Origin of the sequence: Peloplasma aerotolerans (assembly GCF_030012175.1) — a bacterium.
GTDB classification, from domain to species: domain Bacteria; phylum Bacillota_I; class Bacilli_A; order Acholeplasmatales; family Acholeplasmataceae; genus Peloplasma; species Peloplasma aerotolerans.
The window spans coordinates 29,978-50,883 of sequence record NZ_JASCXW010000013.1; the positions used below are offsets into that span (position 1 = coordinate 29,978).

25 protein-coding genes and 1 other annotated feature are annotated in these 20,906 nt (G+C 31.8%); of the genes, 8 read left to right on the forward strand and 17 right to left on the reverse strand.

From position 1 onward, the window contains the following. Position 1 precedes the first annotated feature (1 nt). Together QJ521_RS04995 and QJ521_RS05000 are read left to right on the forward strand one after the other, a co-directional pair. Entirely contained in the window at positions 2-1,252 is a 1,251-nt protein-coding gene (locus tag QJ521_RS04995) for a DUF1576 domain-containing protein (protein ID WP_282839336.1), read from the forward strand. A 119-nt stretch (positions 1,253-1,371) separates the two neighbouring features. Next, positions 1,372-1,764, forward strand: a complete 393-nt coding sequence (locus QJ521_RS05000) for a hypothetical protein (RefSeq protein WP_282839337.1) — start codon at positions 1,372-1,374, stop codon at positions 1,762-1,764. 57 nt (positions 1,765-1,821) lie between these two features. On the opposite strand, the gene QJ521_RS05005 is transcribed toward QJ521_RS05000, so the two are convergent. Continuing rightward, positions 1,822-2,283 carry a Spx/MgsR family RNA polymerase-binding regulatory protein gene (locus QJ521_RS05005; RefSeq protein ID WP_282839338.1) on the reverse strand — a complete coding sequence of 154 codons (462 nt, stop codon included), beginning with the start codon at positions 2,281-2,283 and terminating at the stop codon, positions 1,822-1,824. Between the two features lie 215 nt (positions 2,284-2,498). Here QJ521_RS05005 and pepF point away from each other — a divergent pair, with 215 nt between their 5' ends. Together pepF and trpS are read left to right on the forward strand one after the other, a co-directional pair. Continuing rightward, positions 2,499-4,265: an oligoendopeptidase F gene (gene pepF, locus QJ521_RS05010; protein ID WP_282839339.1), complete on the forward strand. Its 1,767-nt coding sequence runs from the start codon at positions 2,499-2,501 to the stop codon at positions 4,263-4,265. A gap of 16 nt (positions 4,266-4,281) precedes the next feature. Next, positions 4,282-4,468, forward strand: a binding site (T-box leader). A 49-nt stretch (positions 4,469-4,517) separates the two neighbouring features. Then, positions 4,518-5,636, forward strand: a complete 1,119-nt coding sequence (trpS, locus tag QJ521_RS05015; protein WP_282839340.1) for a tryptophan--tRNA ligase — start codon at positions 4,518-4,520, stop codon at positions 5,634-5,636. Positions 5,637-5,693: 57 nt separating this feature from the next. Here trpS and QJ521_RS05020 read toward each other — a convergent pair whose 3' ends face one another. From QJ521_RS05020 to QJ521_RS05075, 12 genes are all read right to left on the reverse strand, one after another. Beyond that, on the reverse strand, positions 5,694-6,536 hold the full coding sequence (locus QJ521_RS05020; protein ID WP_282839341.1) for a diacylglycerol/lipid kinase family protein: 843 nt from the start codon (positions 6,534-6,536) through the stop codon (positions 5,694-5,696). A gap of 8 nt (positions 6,537-6,544) precedes the next feature. Next, the gene (tyrS, locus tag QJ521_RS05025) at positions 6,545-7,789 is read right to left on the reverse strand and encodes a tyrosine--tRNA ligase (RefSeq protein WP_282839342.1); all 1,245 of its coding nucleotides are present in this window, start codon (positions 7,787-7,789) and stop codon (positions 6,545-6,547) included. 220 nt (positions 7,790-8,009) lie between these two features. Continuing rightward, positions 8,010-9,005, reverse strand: a complete 996-nt coding sequence (locus QJ521_RS05030) for a LacI family DNA-binding transcriptional regulator (RefSeq protein ID WP_282839343.1) — start codon at positions 9,003-9,005, stop codon at positions 8,010-8,012. Between the two features lie 131 nt (positions 9,006-9,136). Beyond that, positions 9,137-9,493: a 50S ribosomal protein L19 gene (rplS, locus tag QJ521_RS05035; RefSeq protein ID WP_282839344.1), complete on the reverse strand. Its 357-nt coding sequence runs from the start codon at positions 9,491-9,493 to the stop codon at positions 9,137-9,139. 130 nt (positions 9,494-9,623) lie between these two features. Beyond that, on the reverse strand, positions 9,624-11,483 hold the full coding sequence (locus QJ521_RS05040) for an LTA synthase family protein (protein ID WP_282839345.1): 1,860 nt from the start codon (positions 11,481-11,483) through the stop codon (positions 9,624-9,626). 101 nt (positions 11,484-11,584) lie between these two features. After that, a complete protein-coding gene (gene trmD / locus QJ521_RS05045) occupies positions 11,585-12,307 on the reverse strand; it encodes a tRNA (guanosine(37)-N1)-methyltransferase TrmD (protein ID WP_282839346.1) in 723 nt (240 codons plus the stop codon). Then, the gene (gene rimM / locus QJ521_RS05050) at positions 12,307-12,795 is read right to left on the reverse strand and encodes a ribosome maturation factor RimM (protein ID WP_282839347.1); all 489 of its coding nucleotides are present in this window, start codon (positions 12,793-12,795) and stop codon (positions 12,307-12,309) included. The genes trmD and rimM overlap by 1 nt, the downstream gene beginning before the upstream one ends. Positions 12,796-12,806: 11 nt before the next feature. Beyond that, positions 12,807-13,055, reverse strand: a complete 249-nt coding sequence (locus QJ521_RS05055) for a KH domain-containing protein (protein ID WP_282839348.1) — start codon at positions 13,053-13,055, stop codon at positions 12,807-12,809. 16 nt (positions 13,056-13,071) lie between these two features. Further along, positions 13,072-13,314 carry a 30S ribosomal protein S16 gene (gene rpsP, locus QJ521_RS05060; RefSeq protein WP_282839349.1) on the reverse strand — a complete coding sequence of 81 codons (243 nt, stop codon included), beginning with the start codon at positions 13,312-13,314 and terminating at the stop codon, positions 13,072-13,074. 80 nt (positions 13,315-13,394) lie between these two features. Next, positions 13,395-13,622 (reverse strand): DUF2129 domain-containing protein, encoded by a 228-nt coding sequence (locus QJ521_RS05065; RefSeq protein ID WP_282839350.1) that lies wholly within the window; start codon positions 13,620-13,622, stop codon positions 13,395-13,397. Beyond that, positions 13,612-14,004: a YlbF family regulator gene (locus QJ521_RS05070; protein WP_282839351.1), complete on the reverse strand. Its 393-nt coding sequence runs from the start codon at positions 14,002-14,004 to the stop codon at positions 13,612-13,614. The genes QJ521_RS05065 and QJ521_RS05070 overlap by 11 nt, the downstream gene beginning before the upstream one ends. After that, the gene (locus QJ521_RS05075) at positions 13,997-14,686 is read right to left on the reverse strand and encodes a pseudouridine synthase (protein ID WP_282839352.1); all 690 of its coding nucleotides are present in this window, start codon (positions 14,684-14,686) and stop codon (positions 13,997-13,999) included. The genes QJ521_RS05070 and QJ521_RS05075 overlap by 8 nt, the downstream gene beginning before the upstream one ends. Before the next feature lie 44 nt (positions 14,687-14,730). Between QJ521_RS05075 and def the strand changes: the two genes are divergently transcribed. Beyond that, positions 14,731-15,321 carry a peptide deformylase gene (gene def / locus QJ521_RS05080; protein ID WP_282839354.1) on the forward strand — a complete coding sequence of 197 codons (591 nt, stop codon included), beginning with the start codon at positions 14,731-14,733 and terminating at the stop codon, positions 15,319-15,321. Here def and QJ521_RS05085 read toward each other — a convergent pair. From QJ521_RS05085 to thiI, 3 genes are read right to left on the reverse strand one after another with little or no spacing between them, the layout of a single operon-like run. Further along, positions 15,314-16,219, reverse strand: coding sequence for a TIM barrel protein (locus tag QJ521_RS05085; protein ID WP_282839356.1), 906 nt, complete (start codon positions 16,217-16,219; stop codon positions 15,314-15,316). The two genes, def and QJ521_RS05085, sit on opposite strands and share 8 nt — an antisense overlap. Further along, complete coding sequence (locus QJ521_RS05090) at positions 16,216-16,920, reverse strand: TrmH family RNA methyltransferase (RefSeq protein ID WP_282839357.1); 705 nt, start codon at positions 16,918-16,920, stop codon at positions 16,216-16,218. The genes QJ521_RS05085 and QJ521_RS05090 overlap by 4 nt, the downstream gene beginning before the upstream one ends. Continuing rightward, entirely contained in the window at positions 16,892-18,169 is a 1,278-nt protein-coding gene (thiI, locus tag QJ521_RS05095; protein ID WP_282839358.1) for a tRNA uracil 4-sulfurtransferase ThiI, read from the reverse strand. Before thiI ends, QJ521_RS05090 begins: the two co-directional genes overlap by 29 nt. A 55-nt stretch (positions 18,170-18,224) precedes the next feature. On the opposite strand from thiI, the gene QJ521_RS05100 reads away from it, so the two are divergent. Both QJ521_RS05100 and rpsD read left to right on the forward strand, forming a co-directional pair. Then, positions 18,225-18,674 (forward strand): GAF domain-containing protein, encoded by a 450-nt coding sequence (locus tag QJ521_RS05100; protein WP_282839359.1) that lies wholly within the window; start codon positions 18,225-18,227, stop codon positions 18,672-18,674. A gap of 183 nt (positions 18,675-18,857) precedes the next feature. Further along, positions 18,858-19,457, forward strand: coding sequence for a 30S ribosomal protein S4 (rpsD, locus tag QJ521_RS05105; protein ID WP_282839360.1), 600 nt, complete (start codon positions 18,858-18,860; stop codon positions 19,455-19,457). Between the two features lie 51 nt (positions 19,458-19,508). Here rpsD and QJ521_RS05110 read toward each other — a convergent pair whose 3' ends face one another. Further along, positions 19,509-20,027, reverse strand: a complete 519-nt coding sequence (locus tag QJ521_RS05110; RefSeq protein ID WP_282839361.1) for a hypothetical protein — start codon at positions 20,025-20,027, stop codon at positions 19,509-19,511. A 189-nt stretch (positions 20,028-20,216) separates the two neighbouring features. Between QJ521_RS05110 and QJ521_RS05115 the strand changes: the two genes are divergently transcribed. Beyond that, positions 20,217-20,900, forward strand: coding sequence for an SOS response-associated peptidase (locus QJ521_RS05115; RefSeq protein ID WP_282839362.1), 684 nt, complete (start codon positions 20,217-20,219; stop codon positions 20,898-20,900). The last annotated feature ends 6 nt before the right edge of the window (positions 20,901-20,906 follow it).

The window sequence follows — 20,906 nt, forward strand, 5'->3', positions numbered from 1 at the left end:
CATGAAATTTATAAAACAGAATATGTTGATACCATTTATATTTGGTGTTATTTTTATTATTGCTTTTTTGATTGAACCGATTGATGCAATCTATCATGGTTTTATAGCAATTTTAATGAGTCCAAGTATATTAATCTCAGATTATTTATTAATCGGTGGATTATCAGCAACTTTAATCAATGTTTCTTTAACTGTTATACTAAATTTAATCTTAATTAAAAAATTAGAGCTTAAAATGACAGGTCCTATTTTTGCTTGTTTATTAACAATTGCAGGGTTTGCCTTTTTTGGTAAAAACATTTTTAATGCAATACCGATGTATATTGGTATTTATTTTTATGCGAAAGTTACCAAAACTGAATTAAAAAGTTATATTCTTGTTCTACTCCTATCATCTGGTATTTCACCAATTGTTAGTTATTTGATGTTTGGTGTTGGCTTAGAATATTTTATATCGATTCCTCTTGGTATTTTTGTTGGTCTTCTTGTTGGTTTTGTTCTACCATCATTTAATGCGCATGCTATTAAATTTCATCAAGGTTACAACTTATATAACACAGGATTTTCTATGGGTGTTTTATCGATGTTATTAACTGGTATCATATCATCATTTACTGTTATAGAAAGAAGTGCTGAAGTTAATAATGCTTATCACTTTGAATTGCTATGGTCAACAATTATCGTTTCTATTTTCTTGATTATTGTAGCTTTTATCATGGATCCAAAAGTTTACCAAAAATATAATTTAATTTTAAAGAGATCTGGTCGACTCATCACTGACTTTCCTGCAATAGCTGGTAAGGAAGCTACAATTTTAAACGTTGGAGTCATGGGACTTTTTTCGATAGCAATTGTTCTAACTCTTGGCATATACATTAATGGACCAGTCATGGGTGGTATTCTTACCATCGTTGGTTTTGCAGCCTTTGGTAAACATCCTCTAAACTCCATACCTGTTGTTCTCGGAGCGATGTTAGCAGTACTTCTTACACCACTTGAATTAACACTTGGACCGATTCTTGCTATCTTCTTTGTTACAGGTTTAGCACCATTAGCTGGAAAATATGGATTTATTGCTGGTGTAATAGCAGGATTTATTCATTTACTAATAACGCCACTAGCTTTAGCATTCCAAGGTGGTTTCGACTTATATAATAATGGCTTTGCTGCTGGGTTTGTTGCAGCTGTATTATCGTCACTTTATGCGATTTTCAAGCCTGATGATGAAGATAAAACGACTAAACCCGTATAAAAATTACTGTTATAGTCCTATTTAAAGCCATTTTATGCACTTAAAATCATAATAACATTGACATTAAAGAGTATAAAACTTATAATAATATATGTAAGTAAGTATCAATGGAGGCCCTAATGAAAGAACGTAGTTTACTTTATTTTATAACAGCTGTTGTTGCTAGTGTGCTTTTTTTAGTAGCGTTACTAATTAGAACACAGGGGTGGTTTAATACATATGGGGCTCTTGTTATGCCCTCATTACATAAATTATTAATACCAGTTGTTCTGCTTTGGATTGGATGGTATTTTGAAAACAAAGGTTTTCTTCTATCCGCATCAATTGTTTTAACAGTGTTGTTTGGTCTTCATCTAGATAATTGGGGAGTCTTAACAGGGGATATATTCATTGTTTCACAATATGCTCCAGCAGTAAAAACAGCATTTGTATTAGGATTCATCTTATTACTTGGTGGTCTTGGAATGGGTTATTATTCCTATCTAACATTGAGTTTTGAAAAGAAAGCATAAACTTAAGTCAAACAAAAAAGGAACTTCCGAGTTCCTTTTATTTTGTCTTTATTTCTTTTAAGTATGTTGTTGGTCTTTCTTTATTTCATCAAAATAACGTCTTAGCGCACTTTGATAGTCACAATGCTCACCTTGAGGACAATCAACACACATAATTAATTCTCTAAGTCTCTTAGGAATAAATACACGAATTTCCTCATCATTATAACCTACTTGCATTTTGTCACCATCAATCATAATTGGTCGTTTAAGAACACTAGGATTTTCGATAATAAACTTTTTAAGCTCACTAATTCTCATATCTTCAACATCTAATGATTCTTCTTTAAAAATCTTAGATCTTGTCGAAATGATATCTTCAAATCCGTTTTCAGCATTCTCAAGCATACGATCAATGTCTGCTTCGGTAATTCTTTGGTTAAATAGGTTTTTCTCTTCATAAGTGATCTTATGATCATCAAGCCACTTTTTCGCTTTCCGACAAGATGAACAACTTGGGGTTGTAAAAATAGTAATCATTTGTCTTCCTCCTTTTGGAGCATAGGTATTAGCCTATAGCACTTTGTGTTCTTGTATCAGGTCTCCCTGTTGCTTAATTATATAATTATTTAGATTAATTTTCAACACGTGTAAACGTTTTTATCACTATTTTACATAATTAAAATTTTGTCGTTAGGTGATTTAGATGTGATTGCGTTATAATATAGTCAATATAACAGAAAGGATTAACATATATGTCAAAATGGGATTTATCAATATTTTATCCAAATTTAGAGGCTTGGGATGAAGATTTAAAGAAATTACCTGAGCATATTGAAAAACTTGCTTCTTTTCAAGGCAAGTTAGGTGAGCTTGAAAATTTTAGAAAATTTTTTAAAGCAGAGGAGGAAGCAACCAAGTTACTTTATCGCTTGTATGCTTATATTCATTTAAACAGTGATTTAAATTTAAAGGACACTGTTAAGTCTGCTAAAAACCAACAAATGTTGCTGATGTTATCTGAGTTAAATCAAAAAACATCATTTACACAACCTGAGATTATTAGTCTTGGTCAAGAAAAGATTATGGAGTTTGTTGAAAGCGATGATTTTCTAGGAACTTATAAGTTTCAAATGGAAAAACTCTTTATGCAACAAAAGCACGTATTAAGTAGTGATCAAGAAAGAATTATTGCTAACTTTGGTCCTACAAAGAGTGTTCCAGCTTCATTATATCAAGCATTAGCTATTGTTGATGCTGAAGATGAAAAAGTTACTTTAAGTGATGGCAAAGAAATTACTGTAACTCAATCTAATTATCGCTCTTTATTAGCTGAAGTACCTACTGCTGATGATCGTAGACTCGTATTTGAAGCGGCTTTCAAACGTTATAAAGAAAACAAAGCTGCATTTGCAAGTACATATAATCTTGTGTTGCAACAACAAGCAGCGAATTATAAGTCAAGAAATTATGCATCTGCATTAGATGCTGCATTATTCCAAAACAACATTCCTACTTCTGTATTCCATAATTTGAAAGATGTTGCTTATGAAAATACAGCACCAATTAGGCGATATATTGCAATTAGAAAAAAACATTTAGGTTTAGACAAATATCATACATATGATCGCTTTATGAAACTCGCAAAAGACGATACGAAATATCCTTTTGAAGATGCTAGAAAAATGTTTTTTGAGTCTATTAAAGATATGAATCCAGAGTTTGTTAAGAATCAAAAGTCTGCAGTTGAGGATGGCTTTGTTGATGCTTATCCTCAAGATGGTAAACGCACTGGTGCTTACTCATCTGGCTTCTATGGATATCATCCATTTATCTTATTAAATCATGATGATACTCTAGATTCAGTTTTCACACTTGCACATGAAGCAGGACACAGTGCACATACAATCTTTTCAAATGAAAATCAACCGATGCCTACTTCTGACTACACAATATTTGTTGCTGAAATAGCATCTACATTTAATGAACATGCTCTTCTTGATTTCTTACTTCAAAAAGCAGAATCAAAGGCACAAAAAGTTGATTTATTAGAATCAGCAATTGATGGTATTATGGCAACCTTCTATCGTCAAACCTTATTTGCAACATTTGAGTATGAGGCAAATCAATTAGTAGAAAAAGGTATGCCAATAACTGATGAGGCTTTGTCTAAGATTATGGTTGATCTTTATAAACACTATTATGATCTTGATATCACTGAAGAAAATGGTAAGCAGTATGTATGGGCATATATTCCTCATTTATTCTACTATCCATTCTATGTATATCAATATGCTACATCTTATAGTGCTTCATTAAAAATATATGCAGATGTTAAAAATAAAAAACCAAACGCGATGGAAAACTATTTAGGTCTACTAAAGTCTGGTGGTAGTGACTATCCAGTTAATCAAGCAGCAAAAGCAGGTGCTGATTTAACTAACAAAGAAACATTTAATGCAGTTATCGATCGTTTTACGAGTTTAGTCGATGAACTTGAGAAAGTTCTTGAAGAAAAATAATTATTGATGTATAATAAATTATGCGATGATTAGGAAATAATTCACTAAAAATCTATCTAAAGAGAGTTGGCATGGTGGAAACCAACGTTAGATTGTGAATGATTGGGCCCTATGAGCATAAAGTAAGTCGGCTATAACGACATTGAGGGCTAGAGTTTTCTCTAGAACTAAGGTGGCACCGCGTAAACATTTACGTCCTTAGATTTTTTATCTAAGGGCGTTTTTAATTTAATTAGTCATAGGAGGAATATTATGGCAACTACAACCAAATCTGTAAAAAAAACTGAAACCAAACCAGCAAGTAAAACAACAAAGAATCCTAAGAAGAAAATTAGAATTGTTCCACCAACGATTGCTGTCATCCCAGATAAGACAAAAAGACTTGTCTCTGGCATTAAGCCAACAGGACAACTCACATTAGGCAATTATATTGGTGCACTAAGACAGTTCGTTAAGTTACAAGACGAATTAAGTGATCATGAACACTTCATTTTTATTGCTGACCTTCATGCAATTACGACTCCTCAAGACAGATTAGAACTCAGAAAAAATATTAGAAGTGTTGCTGCTTTATATATTGCCTGTGGTTTAGACCCTGATAAAGTTAATCTTTTTATTCAATCTGAGGTAGCTGAACATGCTGCTTTAGGATATATTATGGAGTCAACAGCCTATGTTGGTGAGATGGAGAGAATGACACAGTATAAGGACAAAAAAGGCAAGCAAACAGATGGCATTAGAACTTCTTTATTAACATATCCTGCTTTAATGGCTGCAGATATTTTATTGTATGATGCAAATGTTGTTCCTATAGGTGATGATCAAAAACAACATTTAGAATTAACAAGAAATTTGGCTACTCGCTTTAACAATTTATATGGTGAAACATTTGTTGTTCCAGAAGGATTCTTTCCTGAAACAGGCGCTAGAATCAAATCTTTAACTGATCCAACGAAAAAGATGGATAAGAGTGGCGATAATGAAAAATCATATATCTTGTTACTAGATGATTTAGGTCTTATAAGAAGAAAGATTAAGAGTGCTGTTACAGATTCTAATGGCATTATTAAGTATGAGGTTAGAAATAAACCTGGTATATCAAATTTGTTGCAAATATATTCATCGTTAACTGATGTTTCAGTCAAAGATTTAGAAAAGAAGTATGCTGAATCTGATTATGCAACATTTAAAGATGATTTAGCAGAAATTGTTGTTGATGCGATAAGACCCATTCAACAAAAGTATTTTGAAATTATCAATGATACAAAACTTGATGAGATTCTTAATCAAGGTGCTGAACGTGCAAAGGTTATTGCCTCTAGAAAGATGTTTAAAGTTTATAAGAAGCTTGGATTAGGTAGAATTAGATAAGGTTGCGATGCAACCTTTTTTCATGCCTTAAATAAAAAGAAAAGCAGCTAATGCTGCTTACTCACTTGCGGTTGTTGTTAATGATTCGATTGGATATTCAACATCACCATCGATTTGAAGATACGTAGGTTTATCAAACTTAATAGTGACTTCGTTAGCTTTATATATTTTCACCCACGATTTAAACATCACATGCCATCCTAAATAAATAGAAGGGAAGATGAGTATAAGTATCCATTTGGGTACATTTTTTACAACTACCAAATGTAAATCTTTATCTTTGCGATGTGCTTTTGGAGCAATTTTCATCCCTCCACCATAATAAGCACCATGCATCATGCTTGCAAACCATAGTTTTTCTTCTCTAAAAGAAATGCCATCTACTGTAATTTCAGCAGCAATAGGTTTAAATTTAGCAAAACCTTCAAATGCATGTCTAAAATAGTTGAGTTTATTTTTCTTAAATCTAGAGGTGTTCACTAAATGGCCAATATAACCATCCAATCCAGCACCAGCTCCATTTAAAAAATAACAATGTTCTTCTCGATAAGTTACTTTAGGTAAATCTTTGATATAGTCGTTAATTAAAACGATTTTATCTTTAGTTTTCAAACTTCGTATAAAATCATTACCTGTACCAGCTTGATACATATATAATTTTTGCTTGAAATCTAAATCATAGATGCGATTTGCTAAATGGTTAATCGTCCCATCACCACCAACGATAATGATTCGATCATCAATGTGACATTCTGAAGCGAACGCTTCAACATCTTCAATCGCTAAAATACTATAACTAATTACAGTACTCCCATTTTTTTGGAGTTTTTTAATAATCTTTTCGATAAATTTGGGATTTTTACCGTTTCTTGAAAGCGGGTTATACAACAAAATGTCCATAAATGCTCCTATCTATAGATAATCATCGCGTATTTTTTCTTGCCTCTTCTTACAATAATGAATTGATCATGTAGTGTATTATCTTTAGTAACCATATAATCTGTATGATTTATTTTTTGATTGTTTAGTGCAATAGCATGACTTTGAATAAACGTTCTTGCTTCTCTTTTAGATGATGCGAGATTCGTTTCAACTAAAACATCAACAATTGGTTTTGGTTCATTAATTTCGGTTGTATCTAAAGTTTTTGATAACATCATAAGTCCTGAAGTGCTTAAATCGTTAAAATCACCTGAAAATAAAGCTTTAGTAACTTTTTGTGATTCTTTGAGTGCGTCACTACCATGAATGAGTTCAACAACCTCAGCAGCTAATTTTGTTTGGGCTTCTCTGAGTTCTGGTTGTTTTTTTGATTTTTCTAGTAAATCTTCAATTTCTTCTTTTGATAATAATGTTAATGACTTTAAGTAGTTATCCAAATCTGCGTCTGCTGCATTTAAGAAATATTGATAGATTTCATAGGGTGATGACAATTGAGCATCTAGCCATAATGCACCAGATTCACTTTTTCCAAACTTTGATCCATCAGCTTTTAGCAAAAGCGGTGAACTCAAACCAACAGCTTGACTTGTTTCACCTTCTACTTTACGTATAAGTTCAAGTCCTGTTGTAATATTGCCCCACTGATCTGATCCACCAAATTGAATTTTACAGTCATAATTTTGGTATAAGTGTAGAAAATCAATCGCTTGAATAAGCATATAAGAAAACTCAGTATATGAGATCCCTATTTCTAATCTTTTTTGAACTGTATCTTTTGCAATCATATAATTAATCGAGAAATGCTTTCCATAATCTCTTAAAAAAGAGATCATATCAATTTTACCAATCCAATCATAATTATTCACAAAAATTGCTTGTTTTGTGTCTAAAAATTGCGAAAGTTGTGTTTTTATCTTTTCTGCATTGATTAAAGATTCTTCTAACGTTAACAATTTCCTTTCACTGGTTTGCTTAGGATCTCCAATCAGTCCTGTTGCTCCACCAATTAAAACAATTGGTGTATGGCCATATTTTTGGAGTAAAAGCATTCTAACAACTTGGACCAAATGTCCAACTGTTAAAGATTCTCCTGTAGGATCAAATCCACAGTAGAACTTAACTTGCTCATTATCCAATAATTGACGTGCTTTTTCCTCATTACTGACATCTTTAATCAGCCCACGCCATATTAATTCATCATATAGTTTCATTTCTTTCCTCCTGAATTTTATATAAAAATCGCCCTTAGAAAAAATCTAAGGACGAAATATTCCGCGGTACCACCTTAATTCTAGAGATAATCTCTAGCACTTAATATTTGATGATCTCCATAAACGTATTTCAAGCCTTGTTTTCTCTCCATGTTACACCCTCATGAAGTCTCTAAATAAGGTTTTCAAGTCTCTACTAGATTTTATATCATTGATCGATTTAGTTGGTTGATTGTCTCTTGACAATATAATGAGGCAATGAAATGCGAATGTTGTCAACATCCTTTTGATTCATCAACTTCGTCAAAAGTCGCATTGAGACAGCACCTATATCATATACTGGAACATCTATAGATGTCAAGTTAGGTCTTGATAAAAGTGCATATTTTGTGTTTTGAAAGCCCGCAACTGCTAAATCTTTAGGAATCGTTCTACCATTATCTCTCGCAATATTCATAAATGATACAGCAATAGAATCTCTTACACCAATTGCAGCATCAATCTTTTTATCGCTAAAGAATGTGGAAAAATGTTGACGGTTAATATTGGTGTCTCCACTTGTTCTAAAGATTTTAGGCTCAAGTTTAGCCTCTTCCATAGCTCTTACATATCCAGCCTCTTTTTTATCGTTAACTGAATATCGTCTAGCTGTACTTAAAAGATAAACATTTTTACGGTTATCATTGATGAGTAATTTGGTAATTTCATATCCTGCTTTTTCATAATCAATGGAAACAGTCGGAACATCTGGATCATCTGAAACTACATTGGCAAATACAAATGGAATGCCATTTGAATTAAACATTCTCTTAATATCTTCGACTCTGTTTTCATTGAGTTCATCATTTAAATATAAGACACCATCAACTTGTTCAGCTACGATGTCATGGAGTGTATCAATAACATCCATATCTTCTCTGATTGCGAACAGTTTGATTGAATAATGATAGTTTTGTGCGATATCACTTATACCACCTAACATCTCAGCTACCGATGCTCTTGTGATATCAGAAATAACGACACCAACTGTCGTTGTTTTTCTACTTGCTAGGCCGCGCGCAATGACGTTAGGACGATATCCTAACTCCTTAATAACTTTTAAAACGCGTTGTCTAGTTTCTTCTTTTACTTTTTCTGGATTATTGAGTACACGGGATACAGTTGCTAATGAAACACCAGCAGCACCAGCTACATCATAAATTGTTGCATTACTCATATATAGTCACCTCATTTATCATAATATACGAGATTATTATATCATGTAATGTAAAGGCTTTCAAGCATTTTATGAAAATATTTTCATTCGCTTACAAAAAAATAAAGAGGCAATTAGCCTCTTTACCAAACTTATCGTTTTTCTTTGATTCTTGATGCTTTTGCTGATAGTGTACGGATATAATGTAATTTAGCGCGTCTTACTTTACCTCTACGTGCAACATCAATATGATCGATTGATGGTGAATGTATTGGGAATGTACGCTCTACACCGATACCATAAGAAATCTTACGAACTGTAAATGTTTCAGAAATTCCTCCACCTTGTTTTTTAATAACAAGACCTTCAAATAATTGAAGACGTTCACGGTTACCTTCTTTAATCTTAACGTATACTTTAACAGTATCACCAGAACTAAAATCAGGTACTTCTTTGATATAAGATTTTGTAATCTCAGCAATCAGCTCTTGCCCTTTTAATCTTGACATGTTCGACTCACTCTCTTTCTTCCAATGTTCATGTTCGTCGACAGCGGACCATTGTGCTAATTTGTTACGGCTTTATTATTATAACAAAGTTAAAATCAACTTGCAACTGTTTTTCATGAATTCAGTATGTTTAATCGTTTGCGGATGGTAAATAGGTTTGTAAATCAATAAAATAGTCTGTAATAAACATTTTCTCGAACTTATCGATGACTTCATAAATTTCTGTTTTCTTAATAAGATAGTCTTCTAAATCATCATGGCCATATACGATTTCATCGAATCGAACATAATTTTCATAACTTATCCAAGATGAATAAGATAGGATGATTGGTAAATCTAGTTTATTTTCTAAAAACACACTTTGCCCATAATAGTAATCTTGGTAATATGCTATGCCTAACAAATCCATAATAGTCGGTGTAATATCATAGTGTGATGACAATATATCACGATCGGTATTTCCAAGTTTTTGGCTATATATAATAAATGGTACCTTATCGATTTCAAATGGAATATGTGAGTCTGGAGTATATTCCATTGTTATCTCTAAACTAGAATAGTTTTTGTGGTCACTATATAAAAGGATTGTCGTATTATCAAGTAGTTCTTTTTCCTCTAGGTCATCGAGTAAGATACCTAATCCTTTATCAAAATCCATTTGCGCTGCAGTTATTGTTAATAGTTCAATCGGTGCATCATAATAAGTTGGATCATTTTCTAGTTGATTATAATACTCAGATAACTCTTCTCGGTAGTTGCTATGAGGACCATGTGGTGTAACAGTGATGACAAAGCTATAAAATGGATCATCTTGCTCTGGAACGATAAGATCTCTAAATTGATCAAACATAACTGAGTCAAGTGGCCAATAATCTGTTTCCTCAACAACTAACTCGTTCAATCCATAAAAACGTTCAAATCCCATATTAAAATGAATTTCATCTCTATTGAAGAAATTATTATTAAAATTATGAAATGAATTTGATGTATATCCATTTTCCGCTAATATATGAGGAAGTGCATTATTGTATGTGTTTTCTCCGAATGTATACATATAGTTATCAGCTTGGAAATACATCATTGATGTTAATGATTTAAACTCAGCATCATACGTATAATTGCTTTTGGCTGCAGAATAAAAATTAGGGAAATAAATACCATCATCAACAAGTCGATAATAGTTTGGTGTGTGTTCACGAGTAAAAGCATATTCTTCACAAGTTTCACACATAATCATAATTACGTTTTGACCTGCTAATTCTCCAAATAATGGAGATTGATCAGCGATTGTATCGGTGATTAATCCATCAAGTTCTTCTCTGTATTCATTTGCGAAAAACAACGGTCTCAATCTATTATTAGCGAATGTCAAAATGTCTCTTGTATGATAAGTTACAGACCCAAATCTTTGAACAAACACACTTTTATCTGCTGGTGTTTCAAAGACAATTGCACTTTCTTCAGCAATAAACTTGGGACTGAAAAATAGACCTAGCATTGAGATTAAAAGCGCTATTGTGCCAAAAACCAACCTTTTAGGTTGTGTTTCGTTATGTCTCTTGACTATTTTTCTCATAAATCTAAAGCTTAGGAATAGGAATATAAAAATTCCAACCCAAGTTATAATTCCATATGCAGATAATGGATTATATCTCAATCCAATTTGCATCGTATCTCTACCAGATTCTAATAACATTGCAATTGATGTAACATCTTCTTTAAAAAAATATAATGTGCTATCTGTTATAAAGAAAGTAAACATGATGAGTAAGTATACAACGTATGCAATGTATCTAGCAGTATTTTTTTTAATGAATGATAATGCTGCAACTATAATAGCAACATTAAAAAACGCAATAATCCAATGCCCTAAAGTAACACCAAATCCGTAGCGTAGAATTAAGATCAAATCAAATGTCAATACGATAAAAATCATGGAAAGAAATTCTATGATTTGGTTGTGTTCAATTATTTTCCTGATGAATTTCATAATAATTCTTCCTTTCTTAATCTTGTATTGATTGCATCAATGCATACTTTTGATACTAACATTATACCAAAAAAATAACAATGCCTAGTCAATCTACACTGTTATTTTTTATTTTTATTAAATTCTTTTAATAATTGCACTTCTTTTTCTGTTTTTTCAATTTGATTAACTAAATCTGGTCTTTTATTCAATGTTTTCTTAATTTGCTGTTTGGTTCTCCATTGATCGATTAACTGATGATTTCCTGATACAAGGACTTCAGGAACTTTGAATCCCTTATATTCTTCAGGTTTCGTATATTGTGGATATTTCAACCAACCATTTTGCAAACTATCTTGTTCAGCTGAGTCTTGATGAATAACTTCTGGAATCAATCTAATGACAGCATCCGATATGATCATCGCTGGAATTTCTCCTCCAGTTAAGATATAATCACCTATGGATATTTCTAAGTCAATTAACTCTTCAACTCGAGCATCGATGCCTTCATAATGACCACAAAGTAAGATTAGATGTTTACTTAATGAAAGTTCTGTTGCAGTTTTTTGATTGAAAAGTTTACCTTGTGGCGACAACATAATAACTTTTGTATTTTCTCTTTTTAGTTGATGAATGACATCATAAAAAGGAGGAAAAGCCATTAACATCCCAGCGCCACCACCATATGGTGTATCATCAATTTTTTTATGCTTATTGTGGCTATAATCTCTTAATTGGTGTAACTCTATCTCAACTAAGCCATCTTCAATTGCTCTTTTAATAATAGATGTCTTTAGAAAAGTGTCAAAAAATTCTGGAAAAATAGTAACAATATCTATTTTCATTATATCAATCCTTCAATCGGAGTAATAATAATTTTATCTTCTAGGACTTCAGAAACAAATACCTTAATAAAAGGAACCATAGCTTTTGTTCCATCTTTTTTTTCTATTTCTAATAAATGTCCTTGAGGAACTGGAATCATACTGACTACCTTTCCAACATAGACGTTTTGATCTGTATAGACATCTTTATCAATTAAGTCATGATAATGATAATCATCATCTTCTAATTCATCAGTTACATCTTCATCTGAATAAAGTTCCAAACCTTTATACATTAAAATATCATTGATATTATCATAACCTTTGAACTTAACAATTAAAAGTTTGCCTTGAGGTCTCACTCTTTCGATTGTAAAAACTTTTTTTTCTTCTTTTAGAACTATATATACCTCTGCACCAATAGAAAAACGGTTAAAATCACTTAAATTGTAGATTTTAACCTCTCCTTTAATGCCGTGTGTATTTGTTATTTTACCAATTTGATACATTGCGTTCATCCTTAAAAAGAGTCAATGTCGATTTGTACACGCTTGCCTTCTTTCGAAGCCCCAGCATAAACAATCGTGCGCATTGCACTCGCAATTTTTCCGCCTTTACCAATTACACGTCCTAAATCAGCTTCGTTAACTAACAGCTGTATGGTAATTGTTTCTTCATCGTTTGATAAGATTTTAACTAATACATCATCTGGGTTAACGACTAATGGCATTATCATATTTTTGATGAGTTTTTCAAAATCAACCGCCATGATATGTTCCCCCTTATTATTTATCTAGTACGCTGTACTTCTTAAATAAGCTTCTTACTGTGTCCGTTGGTTGTGCACCATTACCTAACCATTTTTGTACTTTTTCAGAATCTACTGCAACTTTTCCTAATAATGGATCATAAGTTCCTAAAATTTCTAAGAATTTTCCATCTCTAGGTTTTCTTGAATCACTTGCAACGACGCGATAAAATGGTCTTTTATTCGAACCAAAACGTTGTAAACGTAGTTTAACTGCCATGTTGTTCACTCTCTTTCTTTTTATTATCCAGTACTATTATAACCATTTTGCTTATCTTGTCAAGTCTTTTTACTTAACAGTTAAAAATTTAAGGTTTCATCATAGAGTTGAGAGGGTCCGACATATTTAAACCCTTTAACATCTTTTAATTGTTTTTTTAATGTTTGCTCAATTTGATTATCACCATATACAATTGCATAATTTAATTTTTGTGAGATGTAACTGACATCAACAGGTAAAGATTTTAATTTTTCTACAACTTGTTTCCCTTGAAAGAAAACAACATAAGCCATACGATTAGCGTACATGACAGCTACCTCCTTTTTTGATGATTCCCATTTTGTCTGGTGTTTTAATATGATTTGAAACAGATTGAGTTAATTCAAATAAGAATGTATTGAGTTCGTCTTGAAACTCTTTTTCTACTTTAAAGTATTGCTTAACTTCATCTTTATTATACAATATTGTTTTAGTATCACTAAATTGTTTTACAGCTTCTTTAAAATCTGGATGATATCCACCACCATCTGTCATGACTTGGTCATAGTTTTGTTTTGCTTTTTGAAAGTTTTCTATTTCTTTTTCATATTTTTTGCAAATCAATTGATCAAGTGCTTTTATTTCTATATATTTAGAATCCCCTTTGATTTCATCGAGGACATGATAAGCTTGAATAATAATATCAGTCATATAATGATTCCTTTCTAAATTGTCGGTACTCTCCTGGTTTTAAATTACCAAGAGATAAATGTCCAATATGTGTACGTTTTAAATGTATTACTTCATATCCTACTGCTTGAAACATACGCTTAACTTGATGAAATTTACCTTCATCTATTTTGAGTATAACATCATTTTGGCTTGTCTTAATCTCAAGTGCTTTAGCTAGATATAATTCATTTTTTCCATCTTTAATCATCACACCTTTGATGAGTTCTTTTTCATGTTTGAATTCCATGTCAAGTGTTACTTGATATGTTTTAGGTAAATGTGATTTAGGATGCGTTATTTGATGTGCTAAAGTACCATCAGTTGTTAAGATTACTAAACCTTCAGCATCAATGTCTAGTCTACCAGCAATTGCATACTCAAAGCGATGATATGGCGCTTTAATCAACTCTACAACACATGGATGCAACTTATCCTTGTTTGCTGACAAAAAGCCTATAGGCTTAAATATCATCAAATGGATAGGATTTTCATAAAAAGTGATTTCTCCATCAATCTGTAATTTTTGTAGTTCAGGATTGAATTCATATGAACGATCTAAAATGCGTTGATCATCAATAATAACTTCATATGTCTTCAAGAAATTTTTGACATCATTTCTACTGCAAAAATTGAGTTGACTTAAAAATTTATCAATACGCATTGCATATCTCCTTGTGATATAATATCTAGTGAGGTGTATAGATTATGATTTTGATGAAAAATATCATTCGTGAAGGCCATAAAACTTTAGAAACTGTAGCAAAAGAAGTTAAACTTCCTTTGTCAAAAGCTGATAAAAAACTACTGATTGATTTGTTAGAGTATGTTAAAAACTCACAAGATGATGAAATGGTAGCGGAATATGGTCTACGTCCAGCTGTCGGTATCGCTGCTCCACAAGTCAATGTTTCAAAAAGAATGTTTGCTGTTCATGTCACAGATTTTGATGGAACACTTTATTCGTATGCTCTAGTTAATCCTGTATTAAAAGAAAGATCTACTGATATCATTTATATTCCTGGTGGTGAAGGTTGTTTAAGTGTTGATCGTGAAACAGAAGGTATCACACCAAGATATCAATCAGTAACTTTTGAAGCTTTATCGTACGATCTGCAAAGTGATCAACTTATACCGATTGAAATAAAACTTGAAGGTTATGTTGGCATTGTATTTCAACATGAATTTGATCATATAAACGGTATCATGTACACAACCAAATTGTTCAAAGATTTACCGAATGCAAACCCTGCTTTTGAATATATCGAACAAGAAGAGCATGATGTTGAAACTATTTAAAGATAACTTTTAATACTTTGATTTGATTTTCTAAAATGTCATCATAGGTGACATTTTTTGTTTCTTCATTAGGGAATATTTTCTTAGATAAATCATTGAGTTGATTTTCAATCTTTTTCTTTTCTACTGAGAAGAGTTTCTTGAAGAAACCTTGTTTAATGGGTTCAGGTTTAAATACGGTTTGTTTAAACTTATTATCGATTAATAAATATCCAGAATAACGATCTCTTAGTAGTTTTTTAAACAGTGGTATAATATCAGTTTTACCATAACCAATGAGTTTAGGAACACCTTGGTGGTCAGCATCAACTGTCATAAATGCACCGATTTTCTTTTTCAACATACGGTAAGCAGTTGTTGTCGGTTCATTGTTTAACATTATAGCAACTGGATCGAATGCAACACTTAAAATATTTGTTTTCATCTTCTTTAAGATATATGCATAAATATTTGCTTTATAACTATTAACTGGTAATAAAATTATTTTTTTATTATGACGGGTTGCAACATCAATAAATGGTGTTAATCTTTTTTCGATTGTTTCATATTCTTCGATGACATTATTAAACTTAGGTAGTTTAAAAAACAAATGTGTAACTTTAAGTTTATCTGATAATTTAACCATGTATTTAAACTCATCTAACGTTTCATCATGTTTTCGATCATCATATATGTCAAATGATCTATTATTTGTATCAATAATCGCAACTTTAATTTTTTGTTCTTTCAAAGATGCTATCATTTTTTTAATTTCCCCATCTTTTAGTTCAATGAGTGGTTTTTGATTATATTGTCTCAGACAAATACTAGATAATTTGTGTTTATTTACAAGTTCGATCTGTTCATCAAAACTTAATGTTCCATCATGATCTAAAAATCCAGTGATTATCGGTCTCATAGTGCTCTCCATTCATACATTAATATACCTCCAGCAACACTGACATTCAAACTCTCTACATTTTGTGTAGGAATTTGAATTGAAGCATCTGAAAGTTCTTTGATTTCTTGTGATATGCCATGTCCTTCGTTGCCTAATACTAAAACAATTGGACTGGTCTTGTTTGATGTTTTTTTGTTGTGTGCATCTGCACAGATAATTTGATATCCATGATGCTTTAATTGATGAATAGCTTCAACTAAGGGTCTTCTTTCTAAATATACATCAAAAATCGCACCTTTTGAAGCTCTAATGACTTTCTCATTGTAAAAATCAGCAGATTTCAAACTAACAATAACATGTAAGAATCCAAAAGCTGCTGCACTTCTTATAAGTGCACCAACATTATCTGGATCTTGCACATCATCTAGCATTAATATTTTATTTGATTGAATCATAGGATTTACTTTTTTGCAAATCGCTATTTGATCAAAAGATGTTTCTGTTTGTTGTAATTCATTCATTAATGCTTGATCGATGAGTATTCCTTCTAACTGATCATTTGAAGTTATAACATCAACAATAGCATGTTTCTCTTTTGCTTTCTCAATAAGGTGTTTCCCGTAAACTAAAAACATATCATGAATGTCACGATATTTTTTTACTTTGAGATTTTTCCATAATTTGAAAGAGTTATTTTGTTTCGATGTGATCAATTTCATCACTCTTTTCTTTAAAATAAGTATTGAATGCTTCATCAACTGTAAATCCTAGTTGAGTTATATCCATATTAAAATCCGATGTAATATCTAATGTTCTAACTTGATTTAATGCTTGCTCTAAAAGTTCTTCATAATTAACATATCGTTCATACTTCAATGCATAAGACTCTCTTGGTTTTGTTGCAGGATTTTTTGGCACATAAATGCTGCAACAATCATTAAATGGTCGAATTGAAACATCGAAAGTCTCTATATCTTTTGCAATATTAACGATTTCTTGTTTATCATACGTTATGACAGGCCTTAATATCGGTGTTTTCGTTACAGCTTCAACAGCTTTCATACCTTGAAGCGTTTGACTTGCCACTTGACCAATAGACTCACCATTAATCAAACAAATGATTTTATTGCGGTTAGCATATGATTCAGCCAAACGATACATCATTCTTCTCATAATTGTGATGATATATGGATCAGTGACTTGTGCCAAGATCTCTTCATGGGTTTTTGTGAAAGGAACAAGGTGCAATTTTATGCTGCCTGAAGGTGTAAATACACTAAGTTTTTTAGCCAAATCAATAACTTTCTGAACAGATTCTAGTGGGGTTAATGGTGTTGATTCAAAATGAAATAGTTCAATTTCAACACCTTGCTTCATCGCTAAATAACCAGCAACAGGACTATCAATACCACCACTCATCATAAGTAAACCTTTACCCGCTACACCGTAAGGAAATCCGCCCATACCTTTAATACTTTTTAAATAAATATATGCAGCATCTTTTCGTAGCTCAATATATAGAGTTTCATCAGGACTTTTGACATCAACAATAAATTTTCTTTGCGCTGCTTTTAATATTCTTCCAGCAACTGTTTGAGTAATTTCTTGACTTGTCATTGGAAAGTTTTTATCTGCTCTTTTTGTTTCTATTTTGATGCTTAATAAATCATGTTTAATTTCTGTATCCAAAACATGAATCGCTTTTTCAACGATATCATCAATTTCAGGTTTTGAAACTTGAACAACACTAAATGAATTAATTCCTTGAATTTGCTTAAGTCTTCTTAATATTTCGTTTTCCTCTTGCTGATCAAAAGATATATAGATACGATCATGAGTGAACTCATACTTTACATTTAAGTCTTTTAATTTTGCAATCATATGCGTTCTTACTCTTTTTATAAAAAAGCCGATATTTTTACCTTTTAGCATCATATCGCCAAAACGAATTAGTATTTTTTTCTTCATGTTTTATCACCATAACTATTTTATCATATATGCTATAATAATTACGGGTGATAACATGAAAAATAGAGAATTATTAGAATCTGCTCAAGCACTATTGGAATCACAACCTAATCAAATAGCTCTTCTTGCAAATGCTTCAGCATTTTTAAATGACTCATTTGATCGATTAAATTGGGTGGGTTTTTATTTGTTTGATGGAAATGAACTGACTGTTGGTCCTTTTCAAGGAAAAGTAGCATGTTCAAATATTGCAATAGGTAAAGGTGTATGTGGCGAAGCTGCACTTTATAAGAAAACAATGGTTGTTAAGGATGTTTTGCAACATGAAAATCATATTGCATGTGATGCAAATAGTCGATCTGAAGTCGTCATACCTATCTTTGTTAATAATGAACTATTCGGTGTTCTTGATGTCGATAGCCCGGTCACAAATCGCTTTGATCAAGGAATTGTAGAGTTCTTTGAACAATTCGTTGGCTTATTAGTAAAAACAATTGACTTTTAATACCCTATAGGGTAAAATGAAAGACGTCGGTAAAAAGCAGGCAAACTATTTTTAAAAGAACAATCCCTACCAATTGGAGCCCTTAGTAACCTTTCTGCTTTAAGGTGAAAAGAACATCGGGATTACTTTTATTAAGGTACTTTGCAGTTTTTACCTACCAAAAATAAAAAGGAGGTAAAAATTATGTCACGTTATACAGGACCATCATGGAAAATTTCACGTCGTTTAGGATATTCAATTTCTGAAACAGGAAAAGAATTGAAGAAACGTCCATACCCACCAGGTCAACATGGACAACGTCGTTCTAAGTTAAGTGATTATGGTAGCCAATTACAAGAAAAACAAAAAGTTAGATTTACTTATGGTTTATCAGAAAAACAATTTAGAAAGACTTTTAACGAAGCTCACAAAATGAAAGGTAAGCAAGGTGAAAACTTCTTACGTTTACTAGAAGCTCGTTTAGACAATGTTGTCTATCGTTTAGGTTTAGCAAAAACTAGAGCACAAGCTCGCCAATTGGTAAACCATGGTCATTTCTTAGTTGATGGGAAAAAAGTAGATATTCCATCATATCGTTTGCAACCAGGTCAAAAAATCACTTTACGCGAAAACTCAAAGAGTTTAAAAGTTGTTAGTGAAGCACTTGAAGGACAATATGCAACTGCAGAGTTCGTATCATTCGATAAAGATAATGCTGTTGGAACATTTGTTCGTTATCCAGAACGCAATGAAATCTTACAAGAAGTTAATGAACAACTCATTGTTGAATTCTACAACAGATAAAAGTCAAACAAAAAAAGATGATTCCAAATCATCTTTTTATTTTTGCTTTTTTTAAAATTGATCGTATGCTTCTAGATTGTTCACATTTGTTAAGTATCTATGATTATTTATATCAGAAATTAAAGCAAATTTATTCTCATGTAAGTAAAGTAGCTTATACTCATTGTTCATATGAGGTTCCTGTAACTCTTTGACTAAATACGAGACTTTACCTTCTTGAAACTCAATAAAGCAAGATGGTACAATTCTCTTTTTATAAGCATATGCTTTTTTGCCATCAATAAGAATAAAGGGCATACCTCTTGTAAATGATCTTGGATAAGGGACTTTATGATCTAACGATATAACTTTATATGTGTAATCGTAGAATTTTTTGAGGTTTCTTGAGATTCTTAGGGTAAATATAATCACTATACATAAGATTATTAAAGCACTTAGTGCAATCATTTCATTCGTGATTTCTTTCAATAATAAAAGAATAACTGTTAAAACAGCAGCTATTATTGATAAAAACACAACAAACTTGAAGACAAGTTTTTTGTTTTCCTGCTTCAATCTTTCAGTAATCATTGGTTCCTCCCCACTAACAATACTTAATTAAATGAAGTGTACAAAAGAAAAGTATTGCTTGATGTTTTCCACAAAAGTATTATAACACTTTTTCCCGAAATAATTCTTTCATTTGCATGCATGATATATTGATATTTTTGCATCATGATATAATATCATTATAAATTCTCGGAAATGAGGTCTATCTATATGTGTGGGCGTTTTACGGTCAGCGTAACACTTGATGAATTAAAACAATATTTATACGATAATTATGACATTGATGAAATGAATAAAGATTTTGATCTGCCACGTTATAACATTGCTCCTGGTCAATCCATCATTTCAATCATTAATGATCGGTCAAAGAATCGTGTTGGATTACTCAAATGGGGATTCATACCAGGATTTGAAAAGGATGAAAAAACAAGCCTCAATATCATCAATGCTAAAGCTGAAACACTTCATCAAAAGCCATCTTTTATCACATCATTTCAAAATAAGCGCTGTATTATTATTGCTGATGGATTTTATGAGTGGAAAAATGCAGATGGCAAAAAGATTCCAATGCATATTCAATTAAAAAATAAGCAGTTGTTTCCAATGGCAGGTCTATGGAACACATTTACACGAAGTGATGGCACCAAAATTCATACTTGCACAATCATTACTACCGAAGCGAATGAAATGATGTCTGAGATTCATAATCGAATGCCTGTGATTCTAACTGAAGATGCACGAAAAATTTGGTTAAACCCAGATCATAAAGATTTAAATGAGCTAAATCATTTATTAAAGCCCTATGACACAAGACAAATGGAAAGTTACCAAGTCTCTACTTTCGTAAATCATGTAGCAAATGATGGTCCAAAGTGTCTTGAGAAAATCAAATAAGAAAAA